Source organism: Cyclobacterium sp. SOCE241 (genome assembly GCF_056867545.1).
In genome coordinates this window covers 1,684,845-1,708,945 of the sequence record NZ_CP149779.1, presented here as the reverse complement: position 1 = coordinate 1,708,945, position 24,101 = coordinate 1,684,845, and the positions used below count along the sequence as shown (strand labels likewise).

23 protein-coding genes and 2 pseudogenes are annotated in these 24,101 nt (G+C 37.1%); 14 read left to right on the top strand and 11 right to left on the bottom strand.

All coding sequences use genetic code 11. From position 1 onward, the window contains the following. Positions 1 to 7: 7 nt before the first annotated feature. From WG932_RS08350 to WG932_RS08330, 5 genes and pseudogenes are all read right to left on the bottom strand, one after another. Complete coding sequence (locus tag WG932_RS08350) at positions 8 to 1,168, bottom strand: C40 family peptidase (RefSeq protein WP_149392818.1); 1,161 nt, start codon at positions 1,166 to 1,168, stop codon at positions 8 to 10. Positions 1,169 to 1,237: 69 nt separating this feature from the next. Continuing rightward, on the bottom strand, positions 1,238 to 2,470 hold the full coding sequence (locus WG932_RS08345) for an amidohydrolase family protein (RefSeq protein WP_483087624.1): 1,233 nt from the start codon (positions 2,468 to 2,470) through the stop codon (positions 1,238 to 1,240). 108 nt (positions 2,471 to 2,578) lie between these two features. Beyond that, positions 2,579 to 3,947 (bottom strand): annotated as a pseudogene (locus WG932_RS08340) (amidohydrolase family protein). Next, complete coding sequence (locus tag WG932_RS08335) at positions 3,940 to 4,995, bottom strand: amidohydrolase family protein (protein ID WP_483087623.1); 1,056 nt, start codon at positions 4,993 to 4,995, stop codon at positions 3,940 to 3,942. Before WG932_RS08335 ends, WG932_RS08340 begins: the two are co-directional and overlap by 8 nt. Then, positions 4,995 to 5,621 (bottom strand): hypothetical protein, encoded by a 627-nt coding sequence (locus WG932_RS08330; protein WP_483087622.1) that lies wholly within the window; start codon positions 5,619 to 5,621, stop codon positions 4,995 to 4,997. The genes WG932_RS08335 and WG932_RS08330 overlap by 1 nt, the downstream gene beginning before the upstream one ends. A 269-nt stretch (positions 5,622 to 5,890) precedes the next feature. Here WG932_RS08330 and WG932_RS08325 point away from each other — a divergent pair, with 269 nt between their 5' ends. The 6 genes and pseudogenes from WG932_RS08325 (at position 5,891) to WG932_RS08300 (ending at position 9,605) form a co-directional block, all read left to right on the top strand. Then, the gene (locus WG932_RS08325; RefSeq protein ID WP_483087621.1) at positions 5,891 to 6,157 is read left to right on the top strand and encodes a hypothetical protein; all 267 of its coding nucleotides are present in this window, start codon (positions 5,891 to 5,893) and stop codon (positions 6,155 to 6,157) included. Positions 6,158 to 6,472: 315 nt separating this feature from the next. Next, positions 6,473 to 6,949 carry a radical SAM family protein gene (locus tag WG932_RS08320; RefSeq protein ID WP_483087620.1) on the top strand — a complete coding sequence of 159 codons (477 nt, stop codon included), beginning with the start codon at positions 6,473 to 6,475 and terminating at the stop codon, positions 6,947 to 6,949. Then, the gene (locus WG932_RS08315; protein ID WP_483088603.1) at positions 6,928 to 7,251 is read left to right on the top strand and encodes an SPL family radical SAM protein; all 324 of its coding nucleotides are present in this window, start codon (positions 6,928 to 6,930) and stop codon (positions 7,249 to 7,251) included. Before WG932_RS08320 ends, WG932_RS08315 begins: the two co-directional genes overlap by 22 nt. After that, positions 7,236 to 7,529, top strand: coding sequence for a hypothetical protein (locus tag WG932_RS08310; RefSeq protein ID WP_483087619.1), 294 nt, complete (start codon positions 7,236 to 7,238; stop codon positions 7,527 to 7,529). The genes WG932_RS08315 and WG932_RS08310 overlap by 16 nt, the downstream gene beginning before the upstream one ends. Before the next feature lies 1 nt (position 7,530). Beyond that, entirely contained in the window at positions 7,531 to 7,797 is a 267-nt protein-coding gene (locus WG932_RS08305; RefSeq protein WP_339675208.1) for a hypothetical protein, read from the top strand. Between the two features lie 138 nt (positions 7,798 to 7,935). Then, a pseudogene (locus WG932_RS08300) lies at positions 7,936 to 9,605 on the top strand (DUF6909 family protein). On the opposite strand, the gene WG932_RS08295 reads toward WG932_RS08300, so the two are convergent. The 4 genes from WG932_RS08295 to WG932_RS08280 all read right to left on the bottom strand — a co-directional run bounded on the left by WG932_RS08295 (position 9,602) and on the right by WG932_RS08280 (position 13,054). Then, positions 9,602 to 10,309 (bottom strand): SIMPL domain-containing protein, encoded by a 708-nt coding sequence (locus WG932_RS08295; RefSeq protein WP_149392824.1) that lies wholly within the window; start codon positions 10,307 to 10,309, stop codon positions 9,602 to 9,604. The pseudogene WG932_RS08300 and the gene WG932_RS08295 overlap by 4 nt on opposite strands. A 136-nt stretch (positions 10,310 to 10,445) precedes the next feature. After that, entirely contained in the window at positions 10,446 to 11,666 is a 1,221-nt protein-coding gene (locus WG932_RS08290; protein ID WP_483087618.1) for an exo-beta-N-acetylmuramidase NamZ family protein, read from the bottom strand. A 411-nt stretch (positions 11,667 to 12,077) separates the two neighbouring features. After that, on the bottom strand, positions 12,078 to 12,719 hold the full coding sequence (locus WG932_RS08285) for a GlxA family transcriptional regulator (RefSeq protein WP_483087617.1): 642 nt from the start codon (positions 12,717 to 12,719) through the stop codon (positions 12,078 to 12,080). Beyond that, entirely contained in the window at positions 12,680 to 13,054 is a 375-nt protein-coding gene (locus WG932_RS08280) for a type 1 glutamine amidotransferase family protein (protein WP_483087616.1), read from the bottom strand. Before WG932_RS08280 ends, WG932_RS08285 begins: the two co-directional genes overlap by 40 nt. A gap of 388 nt (positions 13,055 to 13,442) precedes the next feature. On the opposite strand from WG932_RS08280, the gene WG932_RS08275 reads away from it, so the two are divergent. The 4 genes from WG932_RS08275 to WG932_RS08260 all read left to right on the top strand — a co-directional run bounded on the left by WG932_RS08275 (position 13,443) and on the right by WG932_RS08260 (position 17,077). Beyond that, on the top strand, positions 13,443 to 13,868 hold the full coding sequence (locus tag WG932_RS08275) for a VOC family protein (RefSeq protein WP_149392826.1): 426 nt from the start codon (positions 13,443 to 13,445) through the stop codon (positions 13,866 to 13,868). A 747-nt stretch (positions 13,869 to 14,615) separates the two neighbouring features. Then, on the top strand, positions 14,616 to 15,485 hold the full coding sequence (locus WG932_RS08270; protein ID WP_483087615.1) for a polysaccharide deacetylase family protein: 870 nt from the start codon (positions 14,616 to 14,618) through the stop codon (positions 15,483 to 15,485). Between the two features lie 497 nt (positions 15,486 to 15,982). Continuing rightward, positions 15,983 to 16,507 carry a TonB family protein gene (locus WG932_RS08265; protein WP_483087614.1) on the top strand — a complete coding sequence of 175 codons (525 nt, stop codon included), beginning with the start codon at positions 15,983 to 15,985 and terminating at the stop codon, positions 16,505 to 16,507. Positions 16,508 to 16,753: 246 nt separating this feature from the next. Continuing rightward, positions 16,754 to 17,077, top strand: coding sequence for a YbjQ family protein (locus tag WG932_RS08260; protein ID WP_014022741.1), 324 nt, complete (start codon positions 16,754 to 16,756; stop codon positions 17,075 to 17,077). A 187-nt stretch (positions 17,078 to 17,264) separates the two neighbouring features. Here WG932_RS08260 and WG932_RS08255 read toward each other — a convergent pair whose 3' ends face one another. Together WG932_RS08255 and WG932_RS08250 are read right to left on the bottom strand one after the other, a co-directional pair. Beyond that, on the bottom strand, positions 17,265 to 19,235 hold the full coding sequence (locus WG932_RS08255) for a monovalent cation:proton antiporter-2 (CPA2) family protein (RefSeq protein WP_483087613.1): 1,971 nt from the start codon (positions 19,233 to 19,235) through the stop codon (positions 17,265 to 17,267). Between the two features lie 4 nt (positions 19,236 to 19,239). Next, positions 19,240 to 19,824, bottom strand: coding sequence for an NAD(P)H-dependent oxidoreductase (locus WG932_RS08250; protein ID WP_014022738.1), 585 nt, complete (start codon positions 19,822 to 19,824; stop codon positions 19,240 to 19,242). 823 nt (positions 19,825 to 20,647) lie between these two features. Between WG932_RS08250 and WG932_RS08245 the strand changes: the two genes are divergently transcribed. The 4 genes from WG932_RS08245 to WG932_RS08230 all read left to right on the top strand — a co-directional run bounded on the left by WG932_RS08245 (position 20,648) and on the right by WG932_RS08230 (position 24,087). Continuing rightward, on the top strand, positions 20,648 to 21,244 hold the full coding sequence (locus tag WG932_RS08245; RefSeq protein ID WP_483087612.1) for a Pvc16 family protein: 597 nt from the start codon (positions 20,648 to 20,650) through the stop codon (positions 21,242 to 21,244). Between the two features lie 241 nt (positions 21,245 to 21,485). Beyond that, positions 21,486 to 22,103: a hypothetical protein gene (locus WG932_RS08240; protein ID WP_483087611.1), complete on the top strand. Its 618-nt coding sequence runs from the start codon at positions 21,486 to 21,488 to the stop codon at positions 22,101 to 22,103. An 11-nt stretch (positions 22,104 to 22,114) separates the two neighbouring features. Beyond that, on the top strand, positions 22,115 to 22,816 hold the full coding sequence (locus WG932_RS08235) for a hypothetical protein (RefSeq protein ID WP_483087610.1): 702 nt from the start codon (positions 22,115 to 22,117) through the stop codon (positions 22,814 to 22,816). Then, positions 22,801 to 24,087, top strand: a complete 1,287-nt coding sequence (locus WG932_RS08230) for a phage tail sheath family protein (protein WP_483087609.1) — start codon at positions 22,801 to 22,803, stop codon at positions 24,085 to 24,087. Before WG932_RS08235 ends, WG932_RS08230 begins: the two co-directional genes overlap by 16 nt. Positions 24,088 to 24,101: the final 14 nt, after the last annotated feature.

The window sequence follows — 24,101 nt, the reverse complement described above, 5'->3', positions numbered from 1 at the left end:
GTTTAAATTATTGTAGCACCTGTTCAACCGTTAGAATATTCTCACTTGGTTGATTTCTGATACGTTTGGTTCGTAAATATCTATTGAGTTCAGCAGCATCAAAGTGCTCATCTTCCGGATCAAAACTGCTGATTCTAACTCTTCCTCTTGAGTGAATGAATTTTCCATCACCTATCCACATGCCTACATGGACGACGCGCTCTTTACTTGTTTCTGTGGCGGGAACACCAAAAAACAATAAATCTCCCACTTGTAAATTTTCCCAGTTTTTATCCTCATCTATCAGTTCACCTTCATTTACTTGTTGTGAAGCATCTCTTGGGATGACCATGCCATTAAGAAAATAAATGGTTTTTGTAAACCCACTACAATCTATACCCTTTGGGGAAGTCCCGCCCCATAGGTAAGGTGATCCCATCATTTTTCGTGCGGTTTGAATAAGGTTAGCATCACTGGTATTTCTGCTGTTTTTCCAGACCTCATAATTAATGGCATGGTCTCCTTGAATAACACCTTTCCTTTGATCCGGAAGGGTCACCAAGTAATTCCCATTTTCATAGCCATTAACCTCCAATACATTTCCTGCAGTGATATCGCTTACAATATCCTCAAAATTGTCATTGGTATAAACACTGCTTATCATTTCTGTGACCACAACTTTTTCTTTTTCAAACCATTCATTCAAGGTGGCTTGGTCCACCAATACAATGGCTGCAGCATCTACCCATGAGATATAATCGTCAGGAGTCTGAACTAGATACCAACTCCCATTTGATTTTAAAACCTTTAAGGGGGTGCCCATTAAAGCTTGAGTGGCTAATTCTGCAGAATGTTTGGGTGCACTTCTTATATTGGCTACAGAATTGGTAACCAAAGCTAAATGCTTGGATCCAAGTTCGGGGCTAGGCAGAAGTTGGATAGAGTCACTGAATTCAATATTATTAGCTTTTAACTTTGATAGCAAAGCATCATGGGCTTCAGGTAGATTGGTTTCTCCTAATAACTTACCATCTTCCCATTGCACCTCAAATAAGGCCACGCGCTTATCCGGAGCAAAATTTTCTTTTACTTCGGCAATGGCATTGTCAATTTCTAATTTCTGGTCTTCACTGTTACAAGCAAAGAACGAAGTCATCAAAAATAAATAGATATAAAATGGGTATTTCATAGTCAAATACGCTTGTTATCTCTAGCACAGAGAAAGATTAAAATCAAATAATTAGGAAGAGTTCTCGATTTAGGGTTGCATTTCCCTATTCAAAAATTCTTGATAAAGCCGAATGTGCCTATTGGTCATAGGTATTCTATAACCTTTTATAAATACTTGCTGAATCTGAGTTTTGGGTTCAAAGGGATCTCCATCTGAAATAAAGAGCGTGGCATTTTTTCCTTCCTCAAGAGAACCTATTTGCTCACTCAAACCAAATATTTCAGCGGAATTTATGGTAATGGCTTTTAAAGCCTCCTCTGTACCCATTCCATAGGCAGCAGCAAAACCGGCATGAAAGGGTAGGTTCCTGACATTTTCAGCCTCCATTGTTCTTAAGGCCACTTTTACTCCTGCTTTTTGGAGTAATGCAGGGTTATTGTAAGGGGCATCGTAGTTGTCTGAATTTCTAGTAGGTAAGGCCAATACCGGTCCTGTTATGACTGGAATCCCGGCAGCAGCAATTTTATCAGCCACTTTCCACCCTTCAGCTACTCCTGTTAGAATTGGTGTGATCTGCTTTTCTTTTGCCCAAGCGAGGGCTGAAATGATATCTTTGGCAGCATTGACTTCAATAAGTAAGGGTAATTCATTAGCCACTACTTGTGAAAGTTGCTCCATCTCAGGGTAATATTCCAATTCACCACCTCTATTCTTTATGGCAAGATAAGTGGAGGCTTTTTCCCAAAGTTCGTCGATTTCTTTTAGTGATTTTTCGGCTGCCTTTTCCAAATCTGACAAGGATCGGTTGTCATAATTTCCGGACCTTGCTGCTGAGGGGAAGTTCATATTTAATCCCTTAAATCCTCCATACATTTGTTCAGGAGTGTATCCGTTTAAATTGATAAGTGCCGCAGTCCCGGGGAAGTAACCACCTCTAGGTTGGGTTAGTACTGTAGTGACTCCACTAACTCGAGTAACCGGAATGGCTACCCCATTTGGGTTTACCGCGGTAAGTGCTTGCATTTGTGGGGTCACTTTACCCAATTCCATATAATCTTGTGTCTCACGCAAAGAGTTTATTTCTACTATTCCTAAACTCGTACCTCCATCAATAAATCCCGGGTAAATAAATTTGTCAGTGCAGTCAATGACAGTATGATTTTGCTCAGGAAGATCTATTCCTATAGCTTTTATAAGTCCATTTTCTATTAGTAAGTCATGGTTTTCTAAAATTCCGTTTGTAACCGTATGGATTGTTGCGTTGGTTAGCAAGAAATTGGCCTTGAATGGTTTGATAACTTCTCCTTCAATTTGGGCCATAAGGCTTTGATTTAGGAATAAAAAACAGATCCCTAATAACAACTTAAACTCTTTCATTGAAATTCTATTTTTGCAGAAGAAATTGAGCAGTCTTTTCATTTTAAGCAATTAATAGTGTTGGTTTTCAGTAAACAACATGTCAACATCCTGCATGCAATTATGTGTACCTGTACTTAAACGAAACGGATCAAGGGATCTATTAACGTTGATCTTTAATCTTTGGTCGGCATCATCAGATGCTCTATCGAAATATTTGACTCCATCTACCCATGTCATTTGTGGGATGGCATATATGGAAAGTGGGTGCTTGTCGAACAATACCAAATCAGCCTGTTTCCCCACCTCAATGGATCCTACAAATTGGTCAATGCCCAATTGTTTTGCAGGATTAATGGTTATCAAAGCCAAGGCTTCTTCATCAGAAAGCCCTCCGTATCTTTGGGTCTTGGCAGCCTCATGATAAAGGTGGCGAATCAGCTCATCTGAGTCTGAATTAATGGATGTCACTACGCCGTTTTTGGTTAGTATGGCCGCATTATAAGCCGTGGAGTAATACACCTCAAACTTGTAAGCCCACCAATCCGAAAATACTGAAGCTCCCATAGTGTATTTTGCCAGCTCCGGAGCCACTTTAAACCCTTCATTTACATGTGAAAAGACAATATTCTCTATGCCATATTCCTGACATACCTGTATAAGCATATAAATTTCATCTGCTCTATAAGAGTGACAGTGAATAATTATTTCACCCTCCAATATGTCAACAAGCGTTTGCAACCTGGAATTGTACTTTGGTGGGGCTGAAACAATTTTTTCGTCTTTTTTATCCCTTTCCCATTTTTCCCAGGCTCTTTTATATTGTAGTGCTTCTTCAAAACCATTACGAATTACGGCCTCTACGCCCATTCTAGACCTAGGTTGTAGGTTTTTGCCAATTCCATGCACCCTAGTCGGGTTTTCTCCTAATGCAAATTTAATGGTACGTGGTGCCTCATCCATGATCAGTTTCCCGGGATCAGCTGTTCCATAACGGTGTTTCAAAGTTACATTTTGACCTCCGATTACATTGGCAGATCCATGCATGGCATGGGAGATGGTGGTTCCTCCGGCCAATGCCCTGTAGATAGAAATATCAAAAGGGTCAATTACATCCCTCATTTGAACTTCTGAGGTGATTGGGCTACTGGCCTCATTGATGATTTCAAGTGCCAGATGGGAATGTGCGTCAATAATCCCCGGCATTAAATATTGACCTTCAGCATCTATAATAGGGATGCTTTTTTTGCTTTAAGATCGGCTCCGATTTCTGTTATTATACCTTTTTGAATGAGTACGTCCGTATTTTCTAATGTGCCATTCGTAATGGTAAGGACTTTGGCGTTTTTATCAAAACATCAGCAACAGGGTTTTCCTGAGCGAAGCCCTGGCTGCCCAACCAAATTAGTAAACCAGCAAGTAGTAGTATTTTCTTATTCATGGTTTTTATTCGGTTTTTCTTCTTTTGAAGCTTTTACAATAAACTGACTATAGCCTTTAATATTCATCTTGCCATCGAACTTATTTTGATCAATGTCTCCGGATACCGTTACCTCAAGGACTTCCTCGTTCGTCTCAACTGTAAATGAAAAAGACAAACCTTCTTCGGTTTTCACCAAGTCCTTCATTTCGGATTTTTTATTTCCGGTTCCTTTAGGACTGTCATAAGAAACGGTCCCTTCCCATTTGTTGTCTTTTTGAAAAAATTCCCATGTTCCTTTAGATTGTCCCACAGGAGTTTCTGCTGCATAATTCCAAACTTGGCTTTTAGCATCGCTTAACTTAGTATCTTCACTGTAATCAAAAAGGTAACCATCACTAATGACCATTTTCACCTTTCCTTCCTCCGTGAAAAGACTATCAGTCATCACTACCATATTGGCCATTTTTCCGGGAGAAATGCTACCACTAATTTCATCTATTCCCAAAAGTTTTGCCGGGTTGGTAGTCAAAGCAGCTAGTGCAGCCTCTTTAGATAGACCATTTTCTATCATTAAACTTATGTTTTTAAATAAGTCTTTTTTGTCAACCCCAAGGCTGCTAAAGGCAAAGGGAATATTTTCTTTTTCGTACTTAGAAGCCAGGCTTAGCGCTTCTTGAAAGGCGTTTTTGCCACGTTTGATGAGGGCGTCGTAATCTTCACCTTGCTCGGTTTTGGGTAGGGAATCTGTAAAGTTATCCTTGGGAAGATCCAAGCTTAAAACAACACCAATTTCTTTAGATTTTATTAAAGGGATTACTGAACTTCCTTCATTTACACCAAGTAAGATAAGCTTAAGATTGTTTTCATCTTTCATTTTGATGGCCCTTCTTTGATCCAATTCACTATTTACCAAAACCAATAAAGATTTGCTGTTTTGTGTTACAGGAATCAGCGCATCCAATACAGGATCTTCCTTTATCCGCCCAATGTGCTTATTTTTCCCATAAAGCTTAAGGCTTTCCTGGTACAACACAGTGTTTTGATACAAGTCACGCCACTTTGCCATTACGGCAAGTTTGGTGTGAGGATAAAGCCCCTGATGGTGCTGAATTGGAAATATTGTGATTGCACGGATGACAATAGGTTGTTGTTTTCTGCATTGCCATAAATTACAACTGCCGTTGAACCGGGCAACATTCCTTGACCTTCGGGAAGTTTTTGCCCCATACTAAAACCAAGCTTTCTCCACTCTTCTTCAAGGTTTTCATCAAATTTATAATGTTTAGTTGTTGAAAAATGTGGGTGGATGCCAGCAATTTCCGGACTTGGATTGGAGGTATCAAAATTACTGGGTTTCTCGGGAAGTTCAGGTGCTTGAACCCCGGTTTTATTTCCGAAATCTATAAATCCGGGATATACAAAGAGGGACTTGCCATTGATCTCTTTTGCATTTGAAGGAGGTTGAAGATTTTTTCCAATTTTCACAATAACTCCATTCTTAAAAAGAATGTCATATTCGCTAAGTATTTTACCAGGATAGGGGATTATTGTGGCCCCTGAAAGGAAATAACTTGTCGTTACCCTCTTGGATCCATTATTGTCACTCTGGGCCTGTGATAGGCTGGTATTTATAAGCAAACCTAGAAGAATGGCAGTAAAATAGAGTAAAATGAGTTGATTTTTTGACTTCATTTTTAAGAATTTGTACTGAACTAAAAGCTAAAATTAAGCTTTTAAACTCAATTTAAGAATAGATGTTCGTTAAATATTAGCATCCTATATTGAATAGCTTTTCTTTCACAATTGCCGGTTTATCAAAATGAATTTTTCTTTTTTTGAATAAAAATGAATTATATGAAGTTGATTTTAGTAACTTTGAAATTTGTGATGGTAATTAAATATTTATAAAATTCAGTCACAGAAGGTTTTAAAGCTAAACCCTGGTTTAATTCAATTAACTAATGAGTAAAAGTTCGCTTTTTAAAGAATTGTTTGTCAATATTAAAACTACTGGCGCAGTAACATTTAGTTCAAAGTCTCTTGTGAATAAAATGTTATCTTTTGCCGAGTTTAAAGGTGCAAAGGTCATTGTAGAACTTGGTGGAGGAGATGGTAGTATTACCAAAGGAATCATTGAAAGGATGGACAAGGATGCCACGCTGTATGTTTTTGAAATTAGTGAGCACTTTTGTGAAAACCTAAAAAAGAATTTGCCTCAGACAACGTAGTAATTATTTGTGATTCTGCAGAAAATATGGACAAACACCTGAAAGGGGAGCCTGTTGATTTGATCTTATCTTCTCTGCCTTTTAGTCTTATTGCCAAAGAGTCCAGAACTGCTATTTATGAAAAAAGCAGCCTGATGCTGAAGCCAAGTGGATATTTTATCCAAATTTGTTATTCCTACCTATTGCGTTTCCAATTTGCTAGTCATTTTAGCACCATAAAGACAGCCTTTACCTTAAAGAATTTTCCTCCGGCTTTCATAATGGTCTGTAATAGCTGATAAGGTTTTTTCCACTTAATTTTATAAATTGCTTCTGATGAAAGGAGCGATTTTTAAGGGAAGAGGCACTAGTCAACAGCCGGGTAATGTATACGAAAAAAATGACTTTGTTCAAGAACATATTGAGGGAGTAGACCTTCCTATATATGAAGAAAATCCTCGAACAAAGTTTATTAAAATCAATACTAAGTCAGCACTTAGTGTAAATGATAGTCCCGATTTACCACTTAGCTACTCCATAAATCCTTACCAAGGTTGTGAACATGGCTGTATCTACTGCTATGCAAGAAATTCACACCAATATTGGGGATATGATTCCGGTTTAGGATTTGAAACTAATATATTGGTAAAAGCCAATATTATTGAACAGCTTAAAAGACAATTTGAAAAGCCAACTTATCAAGCCCAAGCAATCATGCTTTCCGGAAACACTGATTGTTATCAACCGGCAGAAAGTAAATTTAAGCTGACGAAAAAGTTCTTGAGACATGCCTGGAATACAAACATCCCGTAAGCATTATCACAAAGAATAGTTTGATAGAAAGAGATTTTGAACTGTTGAAAAAATTAGCAAGTAAAAATCTAGTGCACGTCTATCTTTCTATTAATCATTTAGATAATGAATTAAAACTGCTTTTAGAACCTAGAACTGCAATTGCAGGGAAAAAAATTGAAATCATTCGGAAATTTTCTACAGCAGGCATTCCTATTGGCATAATGGTTGCACCAATTATTCCCGGAATTAATACAGATGCTATTCCGGAAATAATTAAGTCGGCAGCTAAAGCAGGCGCCAAAAAGTGGGTTATACCGTAGTTAGGTTAAATGGGCAAGTAAAAGATTTGTTTCACAATTGGTTATTGGAACATTTTCCTGACAGGGCAGAAAAGGTTATGCACCAAATAGAAGCGCTGCACGGTGGGAATGTAAATGATTCTGATTGGGGGAGGAGGCTTAAAGGTGAAGGGGTGTTGGCTCAAACAATTTCAGACCTGGTCCAGATTTCCATAAGGAAACATCTCCCTAAAGACGCAAAAATGCCTGCTTTTGACTTTAGTCAATTTATAGGTAATGGACAAACAAAACTTTTTTAGTATGGACTATCTTGAGAATGGAATATTGGTACAGGCCACTATGGAAATGGCGAAAAGAAAAAGGGGAAACGCATTTTGCCCTACTGATGTACTGAAATGGATTTATCCAACCGACTGGCAAAGTTTCATTGATGAAGAGTATAAGGCAGTCAATTGGTTGCATGAAAGAGGTTGTATTGCCTTAGAAGATGAAGGAGCCAGTTTAAGTAAAAGTGCAATGGAAGGAGGAAATAAAATCAAACTTGGTGTGAATAACATTGGGCTTTAGGTTTAATTTTCTTTTTTATTATAAGGTCCTGATTCATTTTCTCAGATTAGAGAATGGATATATTTAACGCTATACCCAAAGCTTTTTATAAGGATCATATATTTTGTAGCTTTACCCTAATTTTTAAATCATGACAATATGAAAAGGACCAAAGCACAGGAATCCAGAGCAGCCATAGAACGTTTGTACATCACCATGCGACACCTTTTTATGCGTGGCAATTACAAACCAACCGGGGTTTCAGGGGAGTCCTTGGTGGATGCTTTGCTTACCCTTAGCCCTGAGATTTATGGTTTGGTTAACGACCCTGAAAAACTTGAATTAGAGGGCCTGTTGTATGTGATGGAGCGCCTTCCTCAAGGGATTGAAGAATGTAGGTACATTCGGCTAATTAGTCGAGAAGGTTATGAAGACTCAGGGTTCTTACCTTTGGTGCCATCCAAGCGTAAACGCAATTGTTATAGGGTGGATGAGGAACAGATGTATGTGGAGATGACTCGCGGGAAGAGTGATATTTACGACATCCTTACACACCTAACTTTTTTATACATTGAGTCGGAAAAAATCCGAAAAAACAGTACAGACCCCAAGGGAAGAATTAACCTCAATTGGAAAAAATTGAAGGAAGTTGTAGAAAAGGAAATTAAAGGAGAAGAGTACAATAGGGAAGCTGCTTGTTCTTATTTAAGTCACATCACTGGAAGAACATTTGAAGAGACAAAGATGGCTGTACAAAAGTTTGGCAATTCCCAAAATAGCAACAGTCTTTTTTCTATTATTTATCACATGGGGAGGTTATCTATGGAGGAATTGATAGAAGACCGGGACAGAGAGATTTCTTTTTCAGCCACCTTGAGAGAGAGGGTAGGTCATCATGTGTATGGTGAGTCGTGGGCCAACACTATTAAAACAGTTTTGCAGGAACAAGATTTATTGGCAAGGCCTATACATGTGATAAGTGCCAATTTACACAGTGTACTCAATACCATCTATGGTTACCAAGCTTTCGGGCTAGAGGATTATGAAACCATAGAGGAAATGGCTTTAAAAATTAGTGTCAATGGAAAGGGCAATAAGGGAAAGGAAGTTTTAGCTTATGCCCTAAAGCACGGATTGACACAATTACCTGATTCTTCAGGTACCAATATTGGCGTTCAAATTATAGATACAGATAAGATGGTTTCCGATGCGCTGATACCTGGAGTGAAACTTCCTGAAAATAAAAAGAAGAAGCCGGTTTTAATTGTGATGGACTATGCTTTTGGAGAACAAGCCTACGAATGTTTTGATGAATTATTAAAACCATATGAAGTGGGTGAGAAAAAGGTTCCTTTAAATATTATCAGTACCTCAATAATGGGAAAAGCAGGGATATTGGAAGGAAAAAAGGGGATATAATGATTCCAAATGCTCACGTTTTCGAGGGAACAGCTGATAATTATCCATTTAAGAACGAATTAAATGCCAGCGATTTTGAAGGTTATGGACTTGGTGTTTATGATGGGCCAATGATAACGGTACTGGGGACCTCCCTTCAGAATAAGGAGGTATTGGGCTATTTTATGGAGTCTTCATGGAAAGCCGCGGGCTTGGAAATGGAAGGTGCCCATTACCAAAAAGCCATTCAATCTGCCAGCAAAATTAGAAACAGCATCCGCAAGAACGTTAAAGTGATGTATGCCTATTATGCCTCAGACAATCCTTTGGAGACAGGAAGTACTTTGGCATCGGGTGCCTTGGGAATGGATGGGGTCCGACCTGCCTATTTGATCACCTATAAAATACTTGAAAAAATAGCAGAAGTTTAGTCCTCCAATTGAAAATCAATGGTAGTTACCACCCTCACCGTTTTTATTTGAGGTGTGTTTTCGTCACGGTCGTTGATTGTGAACAACCCTTGTCTTGCAGTTCTGATTTTTCCAACATTGGCATCAGAGTCCCGCGCAAATTTCTCAGCTACTTCTCTAGCATTTTTTGTTGCTTCTTCGATCATTGACGGTTTTAGGTCATTTAGCCCGGTAAAAATATATTCAATGGGTCTCCAAGTGTTTTTTGATTCCAAAAGTATCCCCTTAGACATTAGGGTTAAGGATTCAGAAAGGGCTTTTTGCAGTTTCGGCAAGTCATTTGTTCTGACGGTAAATTCGGATTTTGCTAAATAGCGAAAAGGACTGTATTGTGCATTAGAATTGTACCTGTCTGTTTGAACATCGCTAATATTGGTGCTTCCTTTGGTCAATTCTTCTTCAGTAAAACCTTGGGCAATAAAAAAGTCATAAACCTCCTTATTTTGTCTTTCGATGTCTCCACTTAAAATGTTAAGGTCATTTGCCGCTAAAGAAATATTAATAGGCCATACTGCTAAATCGGCATCAACTTCTCTTTCTGACAAGCCTTTGACTTGAACTGATCTGTCATATTGCTTGCCTATTTTGTGCATATTTCCAATAAAAAAACCTGCAATAATCACAGCAATACTGAAAAGAAGTGTTTTTAACCAATCAATTTTCATGACCTAAATTTTTTAAAATAAAATATTATTAATGCTTAATATCTAATAATAAGTAATATTATTACTTTCAAGGGTCACCTATCAATATCAATGCCATCTTGACTTTTTTATTAAGACATATTTTCCTAGAGATGCCTTATGGATAAAGCAGGTATTGCTTTCTCATAGATTTATAATTTGATAAACCCGGTTCCCAACTTGCCCTAATTTCACTTTCAGGTACCCCATCAATAATTTGTTGTCTGAATAGCCCTGAGCCTATTTGGATCTCAATATTATTCATTTGATTGCTAAGACTTCCATCAAAGAACTTTTCCTTCTCAGGGCTGTTTTTATAAAGTTCCATGATCCATTTTAAATTAATTTGTCCTGTTTTCCTCAATAAGTCTGTATCGTAGTCACGTAGATCAAGACCAAAACATATTTGATCCATAAACAATGGAGTCAGGGACATACCTTTGATGCTCTTGGGGGTAAAAGAAAATGAATAAATACCTTTATAGGCCGGACTACCAAAAACTGTAAACGGAAAATAAGTACCCCTACCATGGTTGATATAGGTGCCCTCAAACATACAAGTGGATGGATACAATAGCACCGCCTGTTGAGTGTTTAGATTAGGAGAGGGAGAAACAGGTAAGGTGTAAGGCATATCATGGGAATAATTGGCTACAGGAATAATTTTCAATTTGCATTGCACCTTATTTTTTAACCAACCTTCTCCATTCGCCATCAAAGCAAACTCGGCCACAGTTAATCCATGAGACATGGGCAGAGGAAACTGTCCTATACCGGATTTGTACTTCATATCTAAAACCGGACCATCTATCAAATAACCATTGGGGTTAGGCCGGTCAAGGATAAGCAATTCCAAATCATTCTCCTCACAGGCTTCCATTAGTCGTGCCAGAGCATTGATATTGGTATAAAATCTGCAGCCAACGTCCTGCAAATCATAAATAAGAAGGTCAACTTCTTTTAAATCCTCTTTGGAAGGCTTTCTTTTGGCACCATAGAGCGATACTATAGGAATGCCTGTTTTACTGTCTATTTCATCTTTTACATGAACTCCTGCCCCCACATTACCTCGGAAACCATGCTCAGGCCCAAAAACTTTAATTATATCTACACCTAGGGATTGCAAACTGTCTACTAAGTGCTTCTGCCCAATAATACTTGTGGGATTGGCCATAATGGCTACTTTTTTCCCTTGCAGATAGGGTAGGTATTCTTCAGTTTGATCGGCCCCTGTTAAAATTTCACCTTCTTTCTCCCAACCTGCTTGTGCATCTGCCTTAATAAAAGTAATTGTAAGCAAGCAAAAAATAAAGCAAAGGTTTTTAAATGCAAAGTTCATAAATAAAATATTTTTGATTGAATATAATAAGGAAAAGGGGAAAGCCCAACATAAGAGGACTGTGGTTTTTCGGATGCATGTCCTTGGGCTAAAATTAGGGGAATGTAACCCGAACCATGATATAGGCTAATTTTTATACTTGCTGAATTCATTTCTAAATCAACCATTTCTTTGCTGTTCTCAACACCGTCTGTCGGCAGATAGGTTTACATGAGCTATGCTTTAGTCATAGCTTTAAACCTACTGATTCACAACATTCGTTGCTGATCCTATTTCAAAATTTGGGTTTATTTTTTTAACTTTCCCTATGTTTCAAATGGCAAATCACACCATTGACAATTATGATAAAAGGCTGCTAAACTGAAATAAAAACCACCTATTTTAATACCGATATTTTAGACGGACTTTATCTTATATTGCTTGTTTACTGTATTTGGTCATATAGTTTAATGGAGTCATATCGGTGATTTTTCTAAATACATCTCGAAAGGCTTTAGGGTCATTGTATCCAACATCATACATTACTTCGTTGATGTGCTTTCTACCTGTTTCCAATGCTCTTTTTGCTGCCTCCACTTTCACCCTTTGGTGGTACTCAACAACTGTATTGCCTGTAGCTTTTTTGAATCTCCTTTCGAAAGTACGCCTGCTAATTGCCAATTCTTTACAGAGCTCGTTTACCACCAATTTCTCATTAAAGTGTTTCTCTATATGCTCTTGTGCCTTTAATATCTCCTTGTCTTGATGCGATTTTTGTCCGGAAAAGACCATAAAAGGAGACTGACTGTTTCTGTCTATATCAATCATAAACCCTTTGGCAGCCGCAACAGCTGTGTCCCTTCCCGCAAATTTTTCTATTAGATATAAAATAAGGTTGGTAAAAGAATACGCCCCACCACTGGTATAGATACCATCGGCTTCAGTCATTATTTTATCGTCTTTTAATGTTGCTTTGGGGTATCGTTTTCTAAACTCATTGGCGAATTGCCAGTGTGTCGAACATTGTCGACCATTCAATAGTCCGGTTTCGGCCAAAAAAATGAAGCCACGCAAAGGCTGACTACTTCTGCGCCATGGTTATGTTGGTCGATAATCCAAGGAAGAAAAGGGCTGTTAATTTTAAGGTTTTGATTAAAATCCCCATGGATTGCAGGGATGATAATAAGGTCTGTTTTGCTTACTTGGTCAATTAATATTTCTGGATTGACAATGAAAAGCCCATGGGTTTGTTTGGTTTGTTTTTCAAGCCCTACCAGTTGAATTGTAAATAGCGGCTTTCTTCCACTTTGTATAAAGAATTCGTTCACCCAATTTAACATTTGATGACTGCCGCTAATATTTACCATGCTTGTATGACCTCTTGGAATAAGGATGGATACATGTTTCATCTTCTCTCTCTTAAAAATAATAAATTTTGTCCCGGTTTTCTCATTAGAAAGATAAACAAAGAATATGTCGCAATCAACCCGTTAGATTGACGGATTCTACCATCATTTTAATGAATCTATTCAGGTAACTTTGAATAAAGCTATAGTGAAAGTGGATAAAGCTCATCCATAGGGAAGCAGTTCTGGGATATAATTTTCAAGTAAAGATTTTACTTGAGAAGAAAATTGGCTTGAAATGAAATAAAATGAAAAATTTTAAAACTAGATTTCGTATTGTTAATCTCGGAATTGATCCTATGTTAAATGATAATGAAGTGGATGTTGTTGACTTGTATACCTTGAAATAAAAATGCTTCTTTAATTTTACTAAATATAAATATACTACATCATGAAAATCAATCCTTATTTAAATTTCGACGGAGATGCTGAAGCGGCATTCAATTTTTACAAATCTGTTTTTGGTGGTGAATTTATCGCCCTAATGAAAATGAGTGAGGCCCCTGAAGCTGAAAAATTGCCCAAACAAGAGCAAAACCGAATAATGCATATTTCTCTGCCAATTGGAAAGGATACTATTCTGATGGCTTCTGATATCATGCCTTCCATGGGACAGACCCTTAAAAAAGGAAATACCAATTATATTTCCATACATCCGGCAAGCAAAGAAGAGGCAGACCGACTCTTTAATGGCCTATCAGAGGGAGGGGAAATCGAAATGCCAATGGAAGATCAATTTTGGGGAGATTATTTTGGGAGTTTTACTGATAAATTTGGCATCAATTGGATGGTGAATTATAACCCTGAAAATGTTTAAAAATTAAAATAACTCAAAAAGCATAAGCATTAACTTTTTATGGCAATAAGTGGTTGATGGTTAATTCATCAATCCACTTATTTGTCTATTATATAAAATATGGTCATATGGCAATGCTGTATTTATTTCTAATTTAAATCTCCTTATTTTACCCGAAATACCTAGTATTATAGCATCCCTTTCTTAACCAGTCACTTCATTGCTGTTGCTAATCTTACAATAAAGAAGCTATGTGAGATTAATACTTAGGCTGATTTTCTTTCGTGCCCTGGCTATTGTCACGGCAGAGAAATTCTATTACCTATTCATAATTCATAAATAATGTGTGAGGGCAGGAAAAAATTCTAATAATTTTCACCACTACTTCTTTTCTTAAGTTAGAGCGTACTCTAAACAGAATGTTATTTCATATTCATTCTTTATACCATTTGTCTATATACATGATATCTCGGTCCATCTATTGTTTTTTAAAAGATCCTTTTCAGGGTTTTTCTATGGTTTAAGTGCGGATTTTGGCTATTTTAGCACAATTATTTTTTTAGTTGCAAGGGATTGAAATTAACTTGTAGCCAATTAAATCCATAATCACCCAATAACCATTTTCTAAGAATAGGGAAATCACCAATAAAATTCTATTGCTGATGTCACTGCGAATAGGTGGTAATATGAAGCCAATTAGGAGCCAAAACCCTGAGGTTTTTTCCTGATTCAATAAATGAAACCTTAATCCAACAGAACTTATTTAAAATGAATGCAGCACAAAAATTAGGTTTTACAGAATCTACTAAGCTATTAATTATCCATGCAGATGATGCAGGACTTGCTCATGCTGAAAACAGAGCAACCATTCAATCCTTACAAAAAGGGATTGTAAATTCGTACAGTATTATGGTGCCTTGTCCATGGTTTTATGAAATGGCTATTTTTGCAAAGAACAACACTCAATTCGACAATGGGGTACACCTGACCTTAACCTGTGAATGGGAAAATTATCGGTTTGGACCGGTTCTGCCTATTTCAGAAGTTCCAAGTTTAGTGGATGAAAATGGCTATTTCTTCAAAAAAAGGGATAAGTTAGCCCAAAATGCAAAGGCTGAACACGTTGAAAAAGAACTTACCGCACAAATAGAAAGAGCCTTGAAATTTGGAATTAAACCTACCCATATAGATTCCCATATGTATAGTGTTGGTGCAAAGCCTGAATTTTTAAATGTCTATCGAAGGATAGCAAAAAAATACAAACTGCCTCTGGTGCTTAATCAACAGTTATTTGAAATGGTAGGTTTAGAAATGGATCTTTCCGATTTTAAAGACGAGTTATTGATCGATAATGTATTTATGGGAGAGTTTAAGTATTTTGAAAAAGGAGAATTAGCAAATTTTTATGCTACTGCCTTGGATAAAATGGAGGGAGGGTTAAACTTGATTTTAATTCACCCTGCTTTTGATGATGATGAGATGAAAGGAATAACTATAAATCACCCTAATTTTGGTTCAGAATGGAGGCAGATTGACTTTGATTTTTTTACTTCTGAGGAGGCCCAATCAAAACTCAAAGAGCAAAATATTCAATTGATTACCTGGGATGAAATTAGGAAAAAAATATATAAAGACTAAGACATACAATACAAAATTGTAAGCTTGCTTCTAGACATATTTGAGCCTATTCATACAAGCTTATTTTCAGATTTCAGCGCTGTACTTGATCCGAAGTAAAATTAGCCGGGATCTTCTATTGCCCTGAAGTTAACTTTTTATGTAGCCTTATAATATTAAAAGAATTTTATTATTAAGGCTGCTTTTTTAAAGATCCTCAAAACCTGAAATTCATCTTATCCCATAAAATCTCTTGACCTAATTTGAGGTTTTATGGGTATTTCCTTTGTGAATTTCTGTCCGTTCCTGAGTACCTTGGCATTTTTTTCTTTTGTAAATGAGTAAATCTATTTTCAGGTAGGTCAGCGATTAATACATTAATATTAACTTTTCTCATGCAAATGTTCGATAAGTCTTAGATTTATAGAAGATTTGGTTAAATTGGAATATAAAGTAGTTGTTGACATTCAGGAACTATAAATAATGTAGTTTAAACAATCAAATAAATAGTTCTTTCAATGAAAATCACCCATTTTTTTATTGTGCTTGTACTGGGATTAATTATTATATCTTGCTCCTCAAATCCACAAAATAGTGAGCATACTGAACCGAATAAAGATGAAGAGGTTGATGCAATTGCTGATACAAATATTGATACTGCCTCTACTAAAGATATGCTAGACACAAATGTGTTAATAGATAAAGAAGCCTCTAAAGATACCTTGGACGTTGAGCCTTCAATAAGTGCTATTATTTTGGTAGATGAAGATCCAAAACCATTAAATTTAGGCGAAATTTATCAAGCTATTGGCTACCCTTCCAAAGCCAAAGAAGCAGGAATTGAAGGCAGTGTAGTTGTCAGCGTCCTCGTGGGGGAAAATGGCGAATATTTAAAGCATAAGATTATCACACATGCACACCCTTTGCTGAGTGATCCGGTAGATCTTGAGGCGAAAAATCTTCGATTTACTCCTGCAATGAAAGCAGGAGAAACTGTAAAAGTTTGGATAAATTTACCTTTTAAATTTAAATTGGTGAATTAAGTTGAAAATGATATGAATGCATTTTTTTCCAATTGAGATAGCTTTCAATTGATTCATTATTAGAGATTATACTAGCATACGACCTTAACTGCTGGTGTTAGGTTAACTTATTTCCCAACTGCATAAGAAAACAGTCAAAAGAAGGACACCTTAGGGAAAAGTATAAATATTAGAAAATACAGGTAGCGGCTTAATCGAAGTCTATAATTAAAGTTGATATTGAAGATCCAAAATACAATAAAGAAAATGAATAAAATAATTATTACCACCACAGACACAGTTCCGGGAAAAGAAATATCCGAAATTTTAGGAATTGCTAGAGGTAGCACTGTTAGATCTAGAAATATAGGCCGAGATATTTTTGCAGGACTGAAAAATATTATTGGCGGGGAAATTGAGGAGTATACCAAATTACAGGCTCATTCAAGGGAACAGGCTATGCAAAGAATGGTCCATGATGCACAACTCCTTGGTGCAGATGCAATTGTTAGCGTTAGACTCTCAACCTCTATGGTAATGGAAGGAGCATCAGAAATTTTAGCTTATGGAACGGCTGTGAAATTTACTTAATCAAAAACCTTATTTTTAAAATAACATGGGTATTCAGTCATTTTTTTGGGTTGTTTTTCTAATAATCTTCATTTATCTGATTTTTAGGCGGATCAATATCAAAGAAAGGGAAGACTTTGAAGACAGAGATAACTAAAGGCTTGTTTTATTTAATTGTTCCTAAACCCATAAATCCTTGCCTTTCTATTTAAGCGATTGTTAAAACTGGACCAATGCTTCCCTCACCAACAGGAGGATTTTTTGGTTGACGTCGGGCTTTTAAAAACCGCAGCTTCATATTTGAACTACTCTTTATTCTTTTCTCCATTCTTTTTCCTTCCGAATCCCATGCATGATCGTTGATACTGAAGCGCCGGTTTAGCTCAAAAGAAAGGAGGTTTTCTTGCATTTCTATAGACCTTTTCATTGTGGTGATAAAGGCATTTTTGTCATGTTTTACCTTGACCAATTCTTCCAAAGAATCTTCGTCATATTTAATAAAATTCTGTCCTAACACATGTACTGTGTGGGCACGAAAACCAAGTTTCACCAAAACATCTTTTCCCATTTTTACTGCACTTTCCAAATTTTGTACATAAACGTGGGAGACCTCTAACTCTTTTAACTCTACGGCTTCCTTCTTGTCTTTGGCTCGTACCATTAGTTCCAAGTTTGGGAAATGCTTCTTGACTAATGACACCAACCGGTAATTGGTTTCAGGATTCCTGATGGCGGAAATAAGAATTTTTGCTTCTCCTGCACCGGCCATTTCCAGAAGATCAACCCGAGTAACATCCCCATAATATACCTCAAAGCCCATTTTCCTTAACAGGTCTACTCGGTCTGAATCGTTGTCCAATATGGTAGCTTTTATTCCATTTGCTCTTAAAAACCTTCCTACTGTACTGCCATAATTAGAAAAACCTGCTAGAATTACCTTGTTGGTTTCATCCATTTCATCATGCGGTTTATCATCTTTCTCTTTGGTGCCGATATAGGGGAGTAAGAGCCGCTCATTGAACAACAATAGCAAAGGAGTAAATGTCATGCTTATGGCAGTCACTGCCATAAAAATCTCCGTCGTTTTGGCATTCATGATATGTAATTCAGTGGCAAAGGAAAAAGTAACAAAGGCAAATTCACCTACTTGACTTAGACCTAAAGCAAAAATTAGGTTTTGATCCGTACTAATTTTATTCACCTTACCAATACCAAAAAGTACAAGACTCTTAATTAATAATACAGAAAGGGCGATCGCAAAAACCATCAATGCATTTTCACTTATCAACCCAAAGTTAATGGAGGCGCCTACAGCGATAAAAAATAATCCTAATAGTAAACCTTTAAAAGGCTCTAGATCACTTTCAAGTTCATGTTTGAATTGTGAATTGGCCAAAACCACCCCACCAAGAAAAGTACCTAAGGCTGGACTTAGGCCCACCATTTCCATAAGGAAAGCAATGCCCAACACTACCAGCAAAGCCCCTCCCACGAAAAGCTCTCTAAGTCTGGTTTTTGCAACTAAACTTAGCATGGGGATAATCACATAGCGTCCCGCCACCACAATTAATATTACTGCGCCGAAAACCAAAATTGTTTGCAACCAACCGGGAAATTGAGAGATTGGACTCATGTGCCCCATGTCTCCATCAGAACTTGCAGCCAGAGCAATTAATGGTAAGATGGCCAGAATTGGAATCACAGCAATGTCTTGCATCAAAAGCACCGCAAAAGAATTTCTTCCTGCAGCAGTATTCATTTGATCTTTTTCTTTCAGGGATTGCAATGTAATGGCTGTAGAAGAAAGGGCTAATGAAGTACTTATGGCTAGGGATTGTCTCCAACCGGTACCAATTAAATACAGGATACCAAAAAATATTAGGGTGGTTAACAAAACTTGAGAAAGCCCTACCTTGGTAATCATCTGTCTCATCTTCCATAGTTTGGAAGGCTCTAGTTCTAGGCCTATAAGAAATAACATCATGACGACTCCAAATTCAGCAAAGTGCATTATGTCTTCTCCTTCCTCCCCAATAAAACCAAAAACATAAGGACCAATGATAATGCCGGCTAGCAAATAACCCAAGACTGAACCCATCCCTACTTTTTTGGCTAGGGGTACACATATTACTGCCGCAGAGAGATAAATAATGGCCTGAAATAAAAATCCGTTTTCCATGATACTATTGGTTGAAATCGTTTAAAAAGTTAAGCTTCACTAAACTTTCTATTTCATTCTTATCCCTTAGGTGAAGGATAAGGGACTTAAAGTCGTCAGCTTCTTTTTGCAAATTAAGTATGCTTAGGTTATGTGTTCCAGCAACGTGAAATGGTGGCAAGTAGGTCATGTTACAAAGGCTTGCTGTTTGCTTATAAGGCAGCAGAAAATCCTTTAGAGGATAGCCATGATGACCTTTGTCACTATATGCGTCCGGGGAGCCTCCTGTACTAATGGTATTGAATAGGTATTTTCCTTTGAGGTAGATACCATTGTGACCATATGCCCAATTGTATTCCAAGACCAAGTCCATCCAATGTTTCAACAATGGAGGTGCTGCATACCAATAGAATGGATGCATCCAAACGATAATGTCGGCCCCAAAAAGAGATTCTTGTTCGTGCTGAACATCAATATTAAAATCCGGATAGCGCTCGTATAGATCTGTGATTTGGACATTCTCCAAATCCTTAATGGAAGCCAGAAGGTTAGCGATTACCTTTGAATGTTCCAATTTGGGGTGGGCTATAAGGACCAATATATTTTTCATATTCTATTTAAATAAGGAAAAACAACATTTTAGGAATCTGAATTAATTGCATTCAGTGAAAGTTTCCAAGTCAATGGGCTGGTTTTGTTTGGGAACTAATCTTACAAGATTAGGATGGATTCCATAATCATAGCTTCCACCAATCTTTTCGAAGGCCATCTAGTACACTGATAGTAGTTAATTATGGCCTAAAGAAAGTTTATTATAGACAAAGCTAGTTATTTTTTTGAATAGATTAGGAAAGCTTTACCTGTAACGGACAAGTATTTAATTTGAAATTAGCTACTATTTGAATAATTCAGAAATCCGAGAATTATTCAAAGATTGGATGAAAATACTTAAGAAATAGAAGAGATTGGAATCTAAAAGGGGCGGATTTTTAAATATTGCATGACACAAAAACGAGACCGATAGTTCTATTTTGAAAGTTTAAATAATATTTGAAAAAAGATGTCTTGCTTTATCTTTATAGTAGGAGTCAAATAGTATGTATTTCTCAATTTTTCATATAAAATTAAATTATTTATAAAATTACTTATTATAATCAAATCAATATTTCAATAGTATATTAATACCTATTTTTTTAATTGAATTTTTACTCTTAAAGGTTTGGAATTATTATAAATTTCACGCAAATTGGAGAAGAGTTAAAAATAAGGTTTTGAGATAGCCAACTGTAACAATTAATCTTAGTTCGGGTTAATTCGATATTTTTCCCAAGCCTTTATAAATACTTTTAAACTAACTATTATTATTTCAATCTGACAATTGGGGGATTTTTTAATTCCTATTGTTTATTATTTCATTTCTGTTTTACTGACTGATGATTTTTGAAGTTTTTCAAATATTAAAAGAGCAGATTAACCATTATTTTGAGGAAGAAGGGTTGGAGAATTCTGATGTGGTGATAGACAATATCGCTATGGCCGAAGGAACCTCTGATGCGGCTGATGCAATGCGAGACAAAATGGTTTTGACACTTGTAAATTTGCACGAGGAAGGTGCCTTAAAAAACTTTCCTAACCATCAATTTAATGATGGGAAGGTGCAGTACAAAAATAGGGTAATCAATCTTCATTTATTCTTGCTTTTCTCTGCCAATAGAAATCTTTATAGCAACTCTTTAAAGGACCTGTCTGCAGTAATTAAGTTTTTTCAGGGAAAGAAAAGATTTAATCAATACAATACTGTATTTAACAGAGAATTGGAGGCAATGGAGAATGTTAGTGACTTTGATTTTACCTTGGAGTTATATACTCCCACCTTTGAAGAGATGAATTTTATATGGGGAACATTGGGAGGTAAACAATTGCCTTCAGTTTTATACCAACTCAATATACTTTCGATAGAGAGGGATTTGACACATAGTGAAGGACCTTTGATAGAAAGTGTGTACTCAGAAGTCAAAAAGAAAAACTGACCATGGTAGCTGCCCAATATAAAAAACTGTTTTTTTTAAAGGTGTATCATGCATACTTCCTCAATAGTGGAATGGTCTCCTTTGAGGATTTAGATGAAAATGAAAAGCGGACTAATTTAAGAAAATACAACTGGCAGGATTTTTAAAGATAACACCAACTCAAGCAACCTTAAAAAACTTCAAGAAGTATCAATTACTTTTTAGAAATACCAGCGAAGGAATAATCATTTTTTCTCGGGTCATGGAAGAGAACGTTCAAGAAAGCTTTATCAGTTTAGATCAAGATTTGGTGTTGTCTTTTCTTATTGCTTATAAGGATCCCTATTTTGAAAACTATACTGCCATTGGACCCTTATCGAATGAGAAGATTTTACTTTCAAATTTTCTACCGGTGCATTTTCAAGAGGAGAGTTTTAATTTAATGCCTATAGAAAGTGATAACGCCATTTTTTCAGATTCCTTTGTTGTTTCCAGAGAAAGTATAGACTCTTATTTTGCTGACGGCCTAAATCCCGGAGAAAGTAATTTGGCAAAAGGGCTCCTATTGTTTAGAATGCAAGGGGAAAATGGAAACTTAAATATTACAAATGTAAATGGTACCCTCAAAATTAACCCAACGGTTTTCAAAGTTAATTTTGATAATAGGAGTACTTTTTGGACTTACCACCGGCAAGCGATTAATACCAGTGTAACAACCAACTCTCCAAAGCCACTGACTAAAAACGGTTTCGTTCAGATCCACCCGGATTCAGATTTTGATGAACCCAATGATGATTTGAGTGAATTACAATTTCCCAACCCAAGTGTTGAGCGTATCAAGATAGAAGAAAACAATTATTATTCAGAAATTTATATTTAACAGGTTGAACCATGGCAGCAAATTATAGAACCCCAGGTGTATACATTGAGGAAATATCGAAATTTCCCCCATCCGTAGCCCAAGTAGAAACCGCAATTCCGGCTTTCATAGGCTATACAGAAAAAGCTAGAGAAAAGGAGGCAGATACTAGCGAGACATTGTTTTTGGAGCCCAAACGCATTGTTTCATTGTTGGAATATGAAACATTTTTTGGTGGACCGGAGCCGGAGACCGGTTTAAAGGTTCAAGTAACTGAAGAAGCAGGAGAGAAATCAATTTTGGTTGAGGCTCCAGACCCGGAAGACAAATCTCCTTTTCTGATGTATTATGCAATGCAGGCATATTTTGCTAATGGTGGTGGCCCTTGCTATGTGATTTCAGTTGGGGTTTATGATGATGCCGAACTGGCGACACCTGTAACCATGGCTGCTTTGAATACAGGTTTGCAGGAGTTGGAAAAGGAGGATGAACCAACATTAATTTTGTTTCCTGATGCCACTTCTCTACCTGAGGCTGCAGAATTTTATGCGATCTATAACAATGCCATGGCTTTGTGTAGGAAGATGAGAGACAGGTTTACTATCATCGATACTTACACCAATAATATGGAAACAGAGATATCCTTAGAGTCAGGAATCAGGGAGTTAATAACTTCAGATATTGAAGAAAAAAATATGGTGCTGTATATTTCCCTTATTTGGAGACCATCTTAAATTACAGTTATGATCCGGAACAAACCGAGGTTTCACACCTTATCACAGACGCCTCTCCTGTTTCCGATATCTTGGAAGAAGTGGATGATATTTTGGTGGAAGCAGAAGGTATCATGACAGACTTACCTACAGAGGTATCAGGATTAACTGCTGCTGATTCGGGGATCCAAGGAGGTACAGATGAAGAAGCAGTGACCAATAAAAGTACGGTTGTTGACCCATTGAATGCAATAGTGGAGGCATTGAATGAATTTGTAGGCCTTATGGCTGAAATTGTAGAAGATACCAATAATGTGGCAGCCATGGCACAGGAGCAAGATGAATCTCTTGCCAATACGGCTACGGAAGCAGCCGATGCTCTAAACGCCGAACTTGAAGAAGGGGGAGATGTCCCAGCTTTTATTGCCTCACTACAAGGGCACCTGGATGTATTAAATCAAGATATTGATGGAACAGCTGTAAAGCAGGCTTCAGGGGATGCAAGCACAGCGCTAAACGGTACAGATGTAAGTGTATTGCTCCAGTCTGTTTTGGATTTAATTGATCCTGCTATTTTGGATGCAATGTTAGATATCGAAGAATTGGATATGGAATCAGACGGTGCACTGAATGGACTAGCACTTAGTGAGGTGGAAGCCATTGACAGTGCTACATACAATAAGATTAAGGCAGAAATTAATAAAGTTAAAGTGATCTTACCCCCATCCTCCCTTATAGCTGGGGTCTATGCCAAGGTAGATAGCAATATTGGCGTATGGAAAGCTCCTGCCAATATCTCGTTAAATTATGTGGTCAAACCAACTGTTAAAATCACCAATGATATGCAGGATAGGTTGAATGTGGATACCATTGCCGGTAAGTCAATAAATGCCATTCGATCCTTTACGGGTAAAGGAACCTTAGTTTGGGGAGCCAGAACTCTTGCCGGAAATGACAATGAATGGCGTTTTGTTTCAGTGACCAGATTTTTCAATATGGTTGAAGAATCGGTAAAAAATGCTACCCAACAGTTCGTGTTTGATCCCAACGATGCCAATACGTGGGTTAAAGTTCGAGCCATGATTGAGAACTTCCTAATTCTTCAATGGAGGGCAGGGGCCTTAGCCGGGGCCAAACCTGAACAGGCTTTTTATGTCCGAGTAGGATTGGGACAAACCATGACAGCAATGGATGTTCTGGAAGGAAAAATGATTGTTGAGATAGGCATGGCTGTTGTTCGTCCTGCAGAATTTATCATTTTGAAATTTTCACATAAAATGCAGGAATCCTAATTAATTGTTTTAAC